The sequence below is a fragment of the Psychrosphaera sp. F3M07 genome, assembly GCF_018860345.1.
In the GTDB taxonomy this organism is placed as follows: Bacteria; Pseudomonadota; Gammaproteobacteria; order Enterobacterales; family Alteromonadaceae; genus Psychrosphaera; species Psychrosphaera aquimarina.
Genome location: NZ_JAHKPJ010000012.1, coordinates 179,876 through 193,233 on the forward strand (window position 1 = coordinate 179,876; position 13,358 = coordinate 193,233).

A 13,358-nucleotide genomic window follows, 5' to 3' on the forward strand; every position below is an offset into this window, starting at 1 on the left:
ACTGGTGAAATTAGTGTCTAAGTTCTGTAGGTATTGGTAAATTACGAGACAAGTCTTTTGGTTTACTGCCTTTACCTTTGTTGTATAAGTCGAGTTGATAAACGTAGGCTAACACTTGCGCCACTGCTACAAACAGTTGTTCTGGGATCTCTTGATTTAAGTCGGTAGTGTAGTAAATCGAACGAGTTAATAGAGGTGTAATAACTATTGGCACCTCTTTTTCTTTGGCTATTTTTCTTATTTGCATTGCCATTAAATCCGCCCCCTTTGCAACCACATAAGGCGCCATAGACTTATTCACATCGTATTTGATAGCAACAGAATAATGAGTCGGGTTGGTTACAACCACGTCAGCATTGGGTACTTCTTTCATCATACGACGTTGTGAAATTTCACGCTGTGTTTGTCTTATTCTGCCTTTTATTTCTGGGTTACCTTCGGTACTTTTATATTCATCTTTAACTTCTTGTTTACTCATTTTTAACTGTTTGTTGTGATTCCAAATTTGAAATGGCACATCAACCATAGCAATGACTAAAGTAGAGCAACATAATCCCATGAAAATCCAAGCTAATAGTAATGTAGCTTCATGTGTGTTGCCCGGTAAGTCTTGAATACTTAAGTACAGAATATCGTGGATATAAATCTTGATTAACATAATGCCAACAAAAGCTACCACCGCCACTTTTAAGATGGATTTAATTAATTCGACTAATGCTTGTGAACCAAACATCCTTTTAAAGCCCTTGGCTGGTGACATTTTATTTAATTTTGGCGCCATGGCTTGCCAACTAAAGTTAATCCCCCCCAATAAACTATTGGCCACAAATGCAGCCAATAATATGAACGCAAAAATTGCAAACATTGGCATAGAAATTTCGGAGATTATTTCGCCCATGGCTTTGAACGTTTTTGTTGAGTCATACATATCATCTCGGTCTAGTGTGAACTGAGACTTCATAACATTCATTAGTGCGATAGCTAAACCCTCACCAAACATAAGCAGAGAGGCTGCCGCAGCGACTAAGACTCCGGTTGTTCCTAGTTCTTTAGAACGGGCGATTTGACCTTTTTTTCGGGCGTCTTCTTGACGCTTGGCGGTGGGGTCTTCGGTTTTTTCTGCGTCGCTATCATCTGCCATTTATTGCTCCGTTAACAACCGATTATTTTACACATCATTTCGAGTGACATTTGCCAGTTATTCTCAAAATGAAAGACAAAACTTTCCAACGTGATCCACATAACAATTAATCCAGACATCATAGTAAATGGAAAACCAATAGAAAATATATTTAACTGTGGAGCCGCACGCGTCATGATGCCAAAACTCAGGTTAATCACCAACATAGCAACAAGAGGCGCGATAGACAAAATTAACGCAGCAGCAAACATCCAGCCACCAAATACCGCTAAATCATAAAAGCTTCCGGTAGCTAGCCACTCTTCGCCAATTGGTAAAATTTGAAAACTGTGCACTATTAATTGAATCATGGCGATATGACCATCAATAGTCCAAAACAACAAGGTTGATAATATTAAGAAAAATTGACCAACCGCAGGTACACTCATGCCATTAGCAGGGTCAACCATAGAGGCAAAACCCAAACCCGATTGCATGGCTATGGCTTGACCAGCGATGACAAATATTTGCAAAAACATAACGGAAATGAATCCAACGGCACTGCCAATAATAATCTGCTGGGCAACACGGATAACCATTTCAAATGAAAATAAATTACTAAACGGGGATGGCGGTAACATTGGCATCACCATAATAGTAATGGCAACGGCATACGCGGTTTTAATCGGTCCTGGTATGGTTTTAACACCAACACCAACCATAACCATCATCATGGCTGAAATACGTGTCATAGGCAGAAGTAGATCGGCTTGAAATTGCATCAATTGTTGCAGCAAGACATCCATCAGCAGTGGCCTTTATTAACCAATCACGGAAGGGATTCGTTGGATCAACTCGATAGTAAAATCCATTATTACCCCGGTGATCCAGTGTCCTGCAAATATTACTGCCAATAATGTCACAATAAGGCGCGGTAGAAAACTTAACGTTTGTTCATTGATAGACGTAGCTGCTTGGAATACCGCAACAACTAAACCAACAATCAGACTGGGCACAACAATAGCCGCAACCAGAATAATGATCAGCCATAATGCATCACGCAAGATATCAACGAAGATCTCTGGACTCATAGTTTAAGTCCCTAACCCAAAACTTTTAGCTAAAGTACTCATAACCAAAGACCAACCGTCAACTAAAACAAACATCATCAGTTTGAATGGTAATGACACTATCATTGGTGACAACATCATCATGCCCATCGCCATCAGAACCGAAGCCACAACTAAATCTATGATCAAAAAAGGAATAAAAAACATAAAACCAATTTGGAATGCTGTTTTTAATTCAGAAGTAACAAAAGAAGGTATGATCACTGACATAGGTAAGTCTTCTGGCGCATTGAGCTCCGTATAACCCGCTATCTCGGCAAAGGTTTGTAAATCGCTGATACGAGTTTGCGCTAACATAAACTCACGCATTGGAATTTTACCAATATCGTAAGCTTGAATTGAGGTTATTTCTTCATTTAAATAAGGCTCTACTGCAGTTTGATGGATCTCATCAAATACCGGTGCCATGATAAAAAAAGTTAAAAACAATGAAATACCAATTAAAATTTGGCTATTAGGAGTTTGTTGTAACCCTAACGCTTGTCGTAATATCGCTAACACAACAATAATTCGGGTAAAAGACGTCATTAACATGACAATCGCTGGTATAAAGCTCAAGGCGGTCATCATAGCTAACACTTGCAGTGTAATGCTGTATTCCTTTGAGCCGTCTGGATTGTCCGTTACTGTTAATGCTGAAATAGTGCCACTTTCCGCCATAACATCTGGCGTAAAAATAGATAAAAGCAACATTATGCCAATAAGGATAAATTTCACTATTTTGGGTCCTTCACTTTAGAGCTAAGTGGATTATTAAGCTTTTGTTCCGGTGCTTGATAACCAAACATTTTGTTTATCTTGTTAATCAAATGGTTATCTGTCAACTGTTGAGTCGGTTTTTCTATATTTTCAGCTAACTTAAACAAGTGGTTAACACTTTGATTGGTGACACCAATCGCATGTTGTTCACCTTGAATTTCGATTACGACTATCCGCTCTCGCCCGCCCAAGGACATGCTGTTGATCAATTTGAAATGTTCTGACGAGGCAGGTGTTAAATTAAACTTTTTGGCTAGCCATGAAATAACAAAAATAACAAAAAGTACAAACAACAGTGCCATTATCATCGACAGCACGCTGCCGGTTTCAGGTCTTAATCCTGCGCCAGTATCAATCACTTTTGTGGGGTTTTCTGAAAAGCAAAAAGCATCATTAGCGATTAAGCTTAATGATGCTAACAATAAATAACGTTTAAAGTTACTAGCGTAATTTTTTAATACGTTCAATTTGACTTATTACATCCGTTAGTCGAATACCAAATTTGTCATTAACCACAACCACTTCACCGTGCGCAATCAATGTGCCATTAACCAATACATCAAGAGGTTCACCTGCAACTCGATCTAACTCTACTACAGAACCTTGATTTAGTTGAAGTAAATTACGAATACTAATTTTACTACGACCCACTTCCATCGAAATATTAACAGGGATATCTAAAATCGTTTCTAGTTTTCTAGACTCATCTTCATTTAGTCCACCGCTTGTATCTTTTAATTCATCAAACTCAGCCGGAACCGCACCGTCATCGGTATCTTCAACACCTTCAGCTTCTGCTAATGCTGCGGCCCATTCGTCCATAGTATCTTGTTCATCACTCATGGCCATTTACCCCTTATAATACTAAATCGTCTTCTAACGCGAGAAGTTCTGAGTCATCATCCAGTCTTCGACCACCTTTAGTCAGTACATTCATTTCTGACTTGGCTGATTCTGGACGTTTAATTTTTTCTGATATCTGTATTGCTACATTATCTCGACAACGGCCTAATTTAGCTCGATATGTCGGTAAATCTTCTACATAAACTGTAATATGTTCTGGCATTTCGATTGGAATGATATCGCCGTCTTTTAGCTCTAAAATTTGACTTAACGGTATCTCCATTTCTAATAACTGGGTACTTAAATCAACATAAACATCCATAATTTCATCACGCAGTGCTTTACTCCAGCGATAATCGGTGTCTTCTTTATCGCTTTGTACACCCGCATCCAGCAACTCACGAATCGGTTCTAACATTGAATATGGCAAGGCAACGTGGAAATCACCGCCACCACCATCTAGCTCAATATGGAATGAACTAATAACGATAACTTCTGTAGGCGATACGATGTTAGCCATTGCTGGATTTACTTCTGAATCTAAATATTCAAAAGATACGTCCATCACTGGCGACCATGCCTCTTTGTAATCTTCAAATATTAGTTTTAATAACATTTGAATGATACGTCTTTCCGTTGGTGTAAATTCGCGTCCTTCAATTTTTGCGTGATAACGTCCGTCACCACCAAAAAAGTTATCCACTAAGATAAACACTAACCTAGCTTCCATCGTAATCAAGCCTGTCCCTTTTAACGGACGGAATCGAACCATGTTTAAACTAGTTGGAACAAATAAGGTGTGAATATATTCACCAAATTTGATCATTTGTACGCCGTTAATTGAAACCTCGGCTGTACGACGCATCATATTAAATAAACTGATCCTCATATGACGAGCAAAACGCTCGTTTACAAGTTCAAGTGTAGGCATGCGTCCACGAACGATACGATCTTGTGAAGAGAAATCGTAATCTAATGTGCCGGTTTTACCGCCACCGTCAGATTCATCAATTTCTTCCTCTTCTACATCATCTACACCATGAAGTAGCGCATCAATTTCGTCTTGAGACAGAAGATCAGTCATATTACTCTCTTAGTTATATTGTTACTGCATTACAAAACCAGTAAACAATACTTCCTCTACAATTTTCGAGCCAGCTACGTCAAATACCGCTTTTTGCACATCTTTAACAGCTTTAGCTTTTATCGCATCTTTACCTGCTGTTGTGGCTAAATCGTCAGCATTTGCTGTACTAAATGCTTTTAACAACGTCCCTTCAATTAACGGGATATGGCGCTTTGCCAGTTCATGATTATTATCACCACGTACCATTAACTGTACTTTAATTTGTACTAGTCGATCACGTGTAGTGCCAGGAACATTAAACGTAAATGGTCTAGGCATAGTGACGTACATCGCATTGCCAAGTGCAGCACCTTCAACTACTGGTGCACTTTCAGCTGCTGCAGCTGGGGCTTGTTCTGGGCTTTCATCACCACCTGAAAACATGAAAAATCCAACAACGGCTAATAATATGACCACTACTGCGGCAATAATGATAACCATCATCTTTTTCTTACCACTGTTTGCTTCTTCTTCCAGTGTCAAATTATTTTCATTTTCTTCAGCCATCTAACTCTCCATATTACCTAATTTACATATCATCCAATGGTATTTGCCATTACAACAATAAGCAATAATTAAGCCTAATAAACTGTCATTTCTAGGTTATATTTATTAAATCGCACAACTATTCGACAATGCTTGTCACCTTAAGCGTAATAATCAACATTCCAAGGTGACTTTATTGCCCGATTTAATTGTTCTTGGGCATGTAAGTTTGCATCATCCTGAGCATCATCATTAGACATGCCGTTTCCAGAGTTTGCGCCATTATTGTCATCCCCTGTAGTTGACTCACCTTGAGCACTGCCATGCTGAACGTCACTTTCAGCCAAATTCATGCCTTGCTGCTCAAGCAATTCTCGAAGCCTTGGTAAACTAGCATCTAGTGCGTCTTTGGCTTGTTGATTAGATACGACAAAGCTGACAGCCGCCTGATCATTATTCATCGTTAATTTTATTTGCATCGCACCTAACTCAGGTGGATCTAAACGGATATCAATGGACTTCATATTCTTAGACATCATTAAACCAACTTGTTGCTGCATATGATTCGCTAATTCTTGTTTATTAAATAAAATATTTTCACGTAACAAGGTTTCGTTCTTAGCTTGAGAAAGTTGTTCTAACTTTGGTAATTGAAGCGTTTTATCTAACTGAACGCCATTAACATCTACCAATTCAGGTTTAGTAAAAGAATCGGTTCCTTTGCTGCCACTGTCTATTTGATTAGCAAATAAACTGGCCGTACGGATATCTAATATGGATTTTAATTCAGCATCTGTGCTCATTTCATTTTTATTAGAAACCTTGACTTCGGTATTCATCAATTCGTCTAATTCATCACTGAATTGCGCCGAAAATTTACCATTTTCAATTTCAGTTGCATTTTGTTGTTTATTTATTTGCATCAACGCAGGATTTACAAAACTTAGTACATTGCTCTGTTTGGTTGTTTGTTCAACTAAACTGGGTTGTTTAGTATTATCTGCATTTTGTGCTTGTTGAATTTGTTGCTGCAATGCCGAATTAGCAATGACCTGTGCATTATCTTGATTTAGCTTTTTTTCACTTTGAGCTTCTGCGTTTAATGACGAATCTTTCCCATCAAGATTTGAATCAGTATTTTGAGATACATTTTTTTGTGTTTGAGCTAACAAATCTGAAATGATTTGGTCTTGATCAGCGCTTTTAGTTTCACCGTCATCGGTTACATTTTCAGCATCATTATTCTCGCCTTCTTGTGCAACCTTATCCGCAAGTAAACTGGTTAATTGAGAGAACTGAATCTCACTGTCATCTTGCTGCTGTGATGTTAAACTCGCAAAATCTGAAAATAGTTTTTTAACCGCTGATTGTTCAGACTCTAATAACATATCGATTAATTCATCGCTCGGTAACTCTCGGGTTTGACCGTCTGATGCCGCGACTGATTTACTGTATTTATCGTTATCTGTCGTTTGTGAACTTGAAGACTGATCAGATTTCTTCTCATTATCAGCCACAATTTTCATGAAGGTATCTAACCAAGATGCACTATCGACTTCGTTACTCACGTCCATGTCAGATTTTGTATTATCGTCTGTTGTTGCATTCTTCGATTGAGGATCAATATTGGACTCATCAACCTTATTAGTGTGAACCGCACCTTGTGCTGCAACATTAGCGTCGGCTGCTATTTCAGTTTCACTTTTGTCTGTTGGCTTTGAATCATCCACATCGTTAGTGGCATCTTTTGTCACTTCAACTTTGTCAGCTCCTTGATTTCGATCTTGCGAATGTTGCGTCTCAGAGCGCGGGTTCATCCGTTTGTTAGATTGATTATTAGCCTCTTCAGTTTTTGCGTTATTTGATTGTTTTGCTCGTTGTGCATTACGCTCGTTTTCAACTCTAGCTTGCGTTTGCTCTTGTTGCTGCCGTTGCTGTTGGCGTACATGATCATTTTTTGCCGCTTCTTGTCGTTGTTCTGTATTCAACTGATGTTGACGACTTTCATACATGGCGTCTTCGAATTTACGATCAGAGCTATTTTGATTGGATTGATTTGCTACAGCTTCACGCTTTTGTTCACTAACAGTATGATTTGATAGTATTTTATTTGGTAGCATTGTATCTCCTTCGTCGAATGACGAACCTAGTATTTGAACGTTTCGAATAACGATTTAATGGTTAGTATTAACCAATGACATGGCATAGTTATTCAAATTTTGTTCCAACATTAGATTAGCTAACTTGATTAGCGGCTGCGATCTTATTTCGAATGAATTTTTGCGAGGCAAATTCATCTGATATGGATTGTTCTTCTTTATCCATAACCATTTGAATTTGATTACGTTTTTTATCTATTAAGGTTTGTACTGCTTTCACTTTTTTGCTTTGCTCTAACCAGACACTTTTACGCTGTTGTAACACTTGTTTAGAGGTTTCAGTGACTTCAATTTGTTTTTTTATACCGGCTTCCAATTGTACGATGAATCGTTGAAAATGCTGATAATTGCCGCCTAACACACCTTGGTCACCCATAGCTTGCATACGCTTTAAGTACTCTAACTTATAACTTTGTACTTGTTTTAATTTAGTTTGACCGGCTTGTAAAAATGATTGAGCCGATTGTAACTCAGTGGCAAATTGTTGTTCTTTTTCCGACTCAATTCTTAACAACAGTTCCAACTGTTTATTTACTTTAGCCATGACCGTTCTCCCTTAAAACTTACTGTTGTAATTGTCTAGTCAACTGCTGCAATTGCATAAGCGACATATCAAAAGGGGTAATTTCTTTCATCGTTTGTTGTAAATACGCATCAATAACCGGTTTCATTTGAATCGCTTTATCAACCACAGGGTTACTGCCTGGGGCGTACGCGCCAATTGATATTAAATCTTTATTTTGTTCGTAAGCAGATAATAACTTCTTAAAAATCAGAGCCATTTGCATATGTTCATGGCTAACCACTTGTGGCATAACTCGGCTGATGGATTTAGCCACATCAATGGCAGGATAATGACCAGAGTCAGCGAGCTCACGTGACAATACAATATGTCCATCTAAAATAGCCCTTGATGCATCAGCAATAGGATCCTGCATATCATCACCTTCAGACAACACGGTATAAAACGCAGTTATCGAACCTTGATTTTCTCCTCCATTACCAGCTCGTTCTACTAATGCAGGTAACTTCGCAAATACCGACGCCGGATACCCTTTAGTTGCTGGCGGCTCACCTATTGCTAATGCAATTTCACGCTGTGCTTGTGCATAACGTGTAATGGAGTCAATTAGTAATAGGACATTAAGCCCTTTATCTCTAAAGTACTCGGCTATTTGTGTGGCGGTTTCACAACCTTTTAACCTGCGAATGGGTGACATATCAGCTGGAGCAGCGACTACGACAGCTTTTTCTCTGCCTTGTTCACCTAAAATATCATCAATAAATTCTTTTACTTCTCGGCCACGTTCACCAATCAGTCCTACCACGATAACGTCCGCTGACGTACCTCGGGTCATCATGCCAAGTAATACGGACTTACCAACACCAGAACCGGCAAACAACCCCATTCTTTGACCTTGGCCAACACTAATAATGCCGTTTATTGCTTTAACACCCACATCTATAGCTGTTTTTACAGGACGTCTGGCCAACGGGTTTAACGGTTTACTTGTTTGTTGCGCGTTAGGCTCAGCTTCAATTGCACCTAATCCGTCTAACGGGACTCCCATAGGATCAATCACCCGGCCTAACAACTTAAGAGATAGCGGTAAAGTATGACTAGAATGAGAAACGGTGACGCGGCCACCAGGCATAATGCCGCCAATCTGATCCGTTGGCATAAGAAACAATTTTTCGTTTTCAAACCCAACAACTTCGGCGTCAACTTCACCATTTAATGTTTGAATTCGACAATGACCACCTAAGGGTGCCGTACAGCCAACAGCTTCAAGAGTTAAACCTGTAACTTTGGTTAAACGTCCTGATACTTCCGGCTTGGCATCATCAATCCAGCCTTCATATTTTTTTAATTTTTGGCTTAACGTCATCATATTGATCATTTTAACCTTCGTTACCTTCAGGCTTAAGCGTTGAGTCATTATTTGGCTCTAAACTTGGCTCTTCAGTTTGAGCGGCGTTCATTTCTTCAATTTTTTCAGTTGTGTGTGCGGGAACCTGTTCATCTATATTTGAGGTATCAACAGGCTGATGTTGACTTTCTGAGACCGCATTACTCTCCAAATCTTCTTCTGGTATATGGCGGGTTGTTTGTTGTGAATAGTCGTTCAACTCTTTGTTTAATTCTGCTTTTTCGATAAAGTGGCCAATACTTTGTTTTATGCGTTGTTTAACACTACGGTCGATTAACGAGTCTGGCGTCATCACGATGATATCGCCTTGTTGATATCCAGGCTCTTCTTTAATGATCCATTTTTGTTCAATAATCGCTTCTTCTGAATACGTTTCAGTTAACAATTTGAGATCGTCTGGATGTATATGTATTTCGGCAAAGTCGGTATTAAAAGGTAACGATGATGTTGCTTCATGCAGAACCGTCAACAATACGTCTTTATTAGTTTTGATTTCTTGACGTATCACAGATTCAGCCAACATAACCGCTAAGTTTAATAGTTGTTGTTCCGCGGTTTTATCTACTTTTTCAATTGGATGATAAAGCTGATGAGTTAAGTCTTTTAATCGAGCAATTTTTTCATTTATTTCAAATTGGCCTTGCTCTAGGCCGGCCAAATAACCTTGCTCATGACCATTTTTAACGCCTAGTTCATGACCTTCTTGTAACCCTTGAGCTTCACCAACTTGATAACCTTCTTCTTTACCAAGTTCAAAACCTTCGTTGTAAGCATCCTGACGAATTTGCTCAATTTCTTCAGCCGTTAACGGTTTAACGTCTTCTTCTTCAACCGCTTCTTGTAATAAAGCTTTGCTGTATAACTCTTCTAAAGGTGTACCCATGAAGTTGGTTTTACCAACAAACTCAGATTTTTTACTTTGTGTTACATCTGGTGCAACCCAATCTTGCAGCAAATCAAGTAATTCTCTGTTTGGTGTTAGGGGTTTTTTACCTAATTTATCTATCACTATGTTATCTCTTGTTGGTAACCATTGAGGTTTATTGGGTTATCACGACTTCATTATAAGAAGTCGTCACCGCCGCCGCCGCCTAACATAATTTCACCTGCGTCAGCTAATCTACGCGCTATTGCCAAAATTTCTTTCTGTGCGGTTTCAACTTCAGATACTCGAATTGGCGGCATTGCTTCTAAATCATCAGCCAACATATCGGCAGCACGTTTAGACATATTCTTGAGGATTTTATCTTTAAGGGCTTCATCTGCCCCCTTAATCGCACGCATTAATGAATCTTGCTGTACTTCACGTAAAATCGCTTGAATTCCGCGGTCTTCTACATCAATTAAGTTATCAAATACAAACATTAAGTCTTGGATTTGTTGTGCCATTTCTTCGTCATGTTCACGCATCGCATCCATCAACTGACCTTCAATATTGGTATCTAAGAAGTTCATAATTTCTGCAGCGGCTTTCATGCCGCCCATTTTGGCTGCTTGAGCACCAGCTTGACCCGCAAACTGTTTCTCCATAATTTCGTTCAATTCTTGTAATGCAGCAGGCTGAACTTCCTCTAAGTTCGCGATGCGCATGGTTAAGTCTATTCGAACTTTATCCGAGAACTGCCCCAAAATTTCGGCCGACTGATCCGGTTCTAAATAAGCGAGTACAATGGTTTGTATCTGTGGATGCTCATTTCGAATAATATTCGCAACTTGTTTAGAGTCCATCCATTTTAATGAGTCTAAGCCTTTAGCTCCGCCACCTAAAATAATTTGATCTAATAATGTTGCTGCTTTTTCTTCACCTAACGCTGCGGTCAATGCTTTCTTGATAAAGTCTTCAGATTGGAAACCAATCGTACTGTAATCTTGAATTTGTTCGATAAAGGTACGATGAACCGCAGATATCTTATCCTGGCTTAAGTCATCAACTTGTGCCATCGCGATACCTACTTTCTGAACTTGTTTAGGTTCAAGGTGTTTTAGTATTTGAGCTGCATCTTCTTCCGATAAACTTAATAGTAATATCGCCGCTTTTTCAACACCTTCTAGTTTGTCTACGTCAAACTTAGGTTTTTGCTCTTCTATTGCTGCTGCATCACTCATCTTCTAATAACCACCCTTTCACTACTTGAGACGATAACTCTGGTTCATTTGCAACTAACGCTCGTACTGCTTTCAATAGGTCTTCATCACCATGTAAATCTGGTAACTGTAACGAACCGTCTGCCGCGAAACCGATATCAGCCTCATCAAATTCTGTTGTTAACATGTCTAACGTTGCATCACCTAAGTCTACACCACCTAACGAATCTTCTTCATACTGATCTGAGTCGTCTGGGTAAATTAGTTTTCTTAACATTGGACGAACAAGTCCTAATATCAATGTCATGATAACAATCATGCCCACTAATAGTTTGAATAACGGTTGGAACCACTCTTGTTCATATAACGGTATTTCGATATCAGCAACATCAACCGGTTTATTAAATGGAATGGTAACGACTTCCAAGATGTCACCGCGGTTCATATCAAATCCAATACCACCTTGTAATAATCGACGGATATTAACTAAAGCTTGCTGTGAACGAGGCACTCGTTGAATTGTTCCATCTTCTGCTGTTGTCGTTAAATAGTCGACTGCAACAGAAACACTAACTCGACGTACAACTCCGGTCTGACTTTGTTTATGGCTTATCGTTTGATCTAACTCATAGTTACGAGTTTGTTCTTTATGGCTACGACCACTGCTGCTTCTCGTCATACCATTAGATGCATTTTCTGGAATGTCAGACTCTAATGGTGGTTGATTGGATAATGCCCCAGGAATTCCTAACGCACCGTTCCCCGTTGTATTGTCTTCAATTAATAATTCACTACGAATTGCTGGTAGATCAGGGTTATAGGTTTTTTGCGTTTCTTGAACTTGCGTGAAGTCCATTGTTACGTCCACTTGTGCCGTGTAATTTTCTAAACCGACAACCGGTGACAAGATTGAGTCTAATTTGTTTTTGTATTCTTCTTCACGTTTACGTTCAATATCAAACTGTTTTCTTGATAATGCAGATAATGAGTTTTGAGAACCAGAGTTTAACAAACGGCCATTTTGATCGGTCACGGTAACTTTGGCTGGATCTAAACCTTGAACTGCAGAAGCCACGATGTCCACAATAGAATCGATTTCTTCTTCCGCTAACATACGACCTGTTTTTTGCGTGATCACAACTGTCGCTGATGGTTTTTTAGAATGTCTTGCAAAGATGTTTTCTTTTGGTATCGCCAATAATACTCTGGCACGGGCGACTGAATTTAATTCTTCAATGGTTCTTGCTAATTGTTGTTCACGGCCATGTTTTAAACGTTCGGTTTCCATACGTTGACTTACGCCAAAACCTGAATCTTGCATTAAGATGTCAGAACCTTCTGTAGGGTTATTAGTTAATCCGCCACGAGCTAACGACAATTTGATGTTTTGATAATCATCACCATCAACCATGATCACATTTTGATCTAAAACATACTCAATTTTTTGTCCGTCTAAATAATCAAGGGTTTCGATTAGCTGTTCAGTTTCAAACTTGCCCAATGGACGCATATCCGGTTCACGAGACCAGATGATAATAAAAATAGCAATGGCTAAACAAATAGTAAGGGCAATGACAAGTGCGCCCTGACGCATAACTTCTGCGCTAGAAATTGCATTCATAAACCCAGACTTTTGTTCTTCCACCATGTCCATGTTATCCATGGAAAGTGAAACAACATCCGACGATAAGTCGTTGTCATTTGGAGATGTGATTTGTG

The 13,358-nt window shown here is 39.1% G+C and carries 14 protein-coding genes; all 14 read right to left on the reverse strand.

All coding sequences use genetic code 11. From position 1 onward, the window contains the following. Positions 1 to 10: 10 nt before the first annotated feature. Positions 11 to 1,141: a flagellar biosynthesis protein FlhB gene (gene flhB / locus KO505_RS05875; protein WP_216054521.1), complete on the reverse strand. Its 1,131-nt coding sequence runs from the start codon at positions 1,139 to 1,141 to the stop codon at positions 11 to 13. Between the two features lie 11 nt (positions 1,142 to 1,152). Continuing rightward, positions 1,153 to 1,926 (reverse strand): flagellar biosynthetic protein FliR, encoded by a 774-nt coding sequence (fliR, locus tag KO505_RS05880; protein WP_216054522.1) that lies wholly within the window; start codon positions 1,924 to 1,926, stop codon positions 1,153 to 1,155. 15 nt (positions 1,927 to 1,941) lie between these two features. Then, complete coding sequence (gene fliQ / locus KO505_RS05885) at positions 1,942 to 2,211, reverse strand: flagellar biosynthesis protein FliQ (protein ID WP_216054523.1); 270 nt, start codon at positions 2,209 to 2,211, stop codon at positions 1,942 to 1,944. 3 nt (positions 2,212 to 2,214) lie between these two features. Further along, positions 2,215 to 2,970 (reverse strand): flagellar type III secretion system pore protein FliP, encoded by a 756-nt coding sequence (fliP, locus tag KO505_RS05890; protein ID WP_216054575.1) that lies wholly within the window; start codon positions 2,968 to 2,970, stop codon positions 2,215 to 2,217. Beyond that, positions 2,967 to 3,476 carry a flagellar biosynthetic protein FliO gene (gene fliO / locus KO505_RS05895; protein ID WP_216054524.1) on the reverse strand — a complete coding sequence of 170 codons (510 nt, stop codon included), beginning with the start codon at positions 3,474 to 3,476 and terminating at the stop codon, positions 2,967 to 2,969. The genes fliP and fliO overlap by 4 nt, the downstream gene beginning before the upstream one ends. Beyond that, the gene (gene fliN, locus KO505_RS05900; RefSeq protein WP_216054525.1) at positions 3,451 to 3,852 is read right to left on the reverse strand and encodes a flagellar motor switch protein FliN; all 402 of its coding nucleotides are present in this window, start codon (positions 3,850 to 3,852) and stop codon (positions 3,451 to 3,453) included. The genes fliO and fliN overlap by 26 nt, the downstream gene beginning before the upstream one ends. A 13-nt stretch (positions 3,853 to 3,865) precedes the next feature. Next, positions 3,866 to 4,936 carry a flagellar motor switch protein FliM gene (fliM, locus tag KO505_RS05905; RefSeq protein WP_216054526.1) on the reverse strand — a complete coding sequence of 357 codons (1,071 nt, stop codon included), beginning with the start codon at positions 4,934 to 4,936 and terminating at the stop codon, positions 3,866 to 3,868. 21 nt (positions 4,937 to 4,957) lie between these two features. Next, positions 4,958 to 5,485 carry a flagellar basal body-associated protein FliL gene (gene fliL, locus KO505_RS05910; protein ID WP_216054527.1) on the reverse strand — a complete coding sequence of 176 codons (528 nt, stop codon included), beginning with the start codon at positions 5,483 to 5,485 and terminating at the stop codon, positions 4,958 to 4,960. Positions 5,486 to 5,625: 140 nt separating this feature from the next. Next, positions 5,626 to 7,584 (reverse strand): flagellar hook-length control protein FliK, encoded by a 1,959-nt coding sequence (locus tag KO505_RS05915; protein ID WP_216054528.1) that lies wholly within the window; start codon positions 7,582 to 7,584, stop codon positions 5,626 to 5,628. A gap of 115 nt (positions 7,585 to 7,699) precedes the next feature. Further along, positions 7,700 to 8,167 carry a flagellar export protein FliJ gene (fliJ, locus tag KO505_RS05920; RefSeq protein WP_216054529.1) on the reverse strand — a complete coding sequence of 156 codons (468 nt, stop codon included), beginning with the start codon at positions 8,165 to 8,167 and terminating at the stop codon, positions 7,700 to 7,702. 19 nt (positions 8,168 to 8,186) lie between these two features. Beyond that, positions 8,187 to 9,524: a flagellar protein export ATPase FliI gene (gene fliI, locus KO505_RS05925; protein WP_371819962.1), complete on the reverse strand. Its 1,338-nt coding sequence runs from the start codon at positions 9,522 to 9,524 to the stop codon at positions 8,187 to 8,189. Position 9,525: 1 nt separating this feature from the next. Beyond that, a complete protein-coding gene (locus KO505_RS05930) occupies positions 9,526 to 10,563 on the reverse strand; it encodes a flagellar assembly protein FliH (protein WP_216054530.1) in 1,038 nt (345 codons plus the stop codon). A gap of 53 nt (positions 10,564 to 10,616) precedes the next feature. Further along, positions 10,617 to 11,660 (reverse strand): flagellar motor switch protein FliG, encoded by a 1,044-nt coding sequence (fliG, locus tag KO505_RS05935; protein WP_216054531.1) that lies wholly within the window; start codon positions 11,658 to 11,660, stop codon positions 10,617 to 10,619. Next, a complete protein-coding gene (gene fliF, locus KO505_RS05940) occupies positions 11,653 to 13,302 on the reverse strand; it encodes a flagellar basal-body MS-ring/collar protein FliF (protein WP_216054577.1) in 1,650 nt (549 codons plus the stop codon). Before fliF ends, fliG begins: the two co-directional genes overlap by 8 nt. Between the last annotated feature and the right edge of the window lie 56 nt (positions 13,303 to 13,358).

What these genes read in the sequence shown, in the direction of transcription:
- flhB (WP_216054521.1), bottom strand. Translation starts at nt 1,141, where the DNA reads ATGGCAGATGATAGCGACGCAGAAAAAACCGAAGACCCCACCGCCAAG.
- fliR (WP_216054522.1), bottom strand. Translation starts at nt 1,926, where the DNA reads ATGGATGTCTTGCTGCAACAATTGATGCAATTTCAAGCCGATCTACTT.
- fliQ (WP_216054523.1), bottom strand. Translation starts at nt 2,211, where the DNA reads ATGAGTCCAGAGATCTTCGTTGATATCTTGCGTGATGCATTATGGCTG.
- fliN (WP_216054525.1), bottom strand. Translation starts at nt 3,852, where the DNA reads ATGAGTGATGAACAAGATACTATGGACGAATGGGCCGCAGCATTAGCA.
- fliM (WP_216054526.1), bottom strand. Translation starts at nt 4,936, where the DNA reads ATGACTGATCTTCTGTCTCAAGACGAAATTGATGCGCTACTTCATGGT.
- fliL (WP_216054527.1), bottom strand. Translation starts at nt 5,485, where the DNA reads ATGGCTGAAGAAAATGAAAATAATTTGACACTGGAAGAAGAAGCAAAC.
- KO505_RS05915 (WP_216054528.1), bottom strand. Translation starts at nt 7,584, where the DNA reads ATGCTACCAAATAAAATACTATCAAATCATACTGTTAGTGAACAAAAG.
- fliJ (WP_216054529.1), bottom strand. Translation starts at nt 8,167, where the DNA reads ATGGCTAAAGTAAATAAACAGTTGGAACTGTTGTTAAGAATTGAGTCG.
- fliI (WP_371819962.1), bottom strand. Translation starts at nt 9,524, where the DNA reads ATGATCAATATGATGACGTTAAGCCAAAAATTAAAAAAATATGAAGGC.
- fliG (WP_216054531.1), bottom strand. Translation starts at nt 11,660, where the DNA reads ATGAGTGATGCAGCAGCAATAGAAGAGCAAAAACCTAAGTTTGACGTA.
- fliF (WP_216054577.1), bottom strand. Translation starts at nt 13,302, where the DNA reads ATGGATAACATGGACATGGTGGAAGAACAAAAGTCTGGGTTTATGAAT.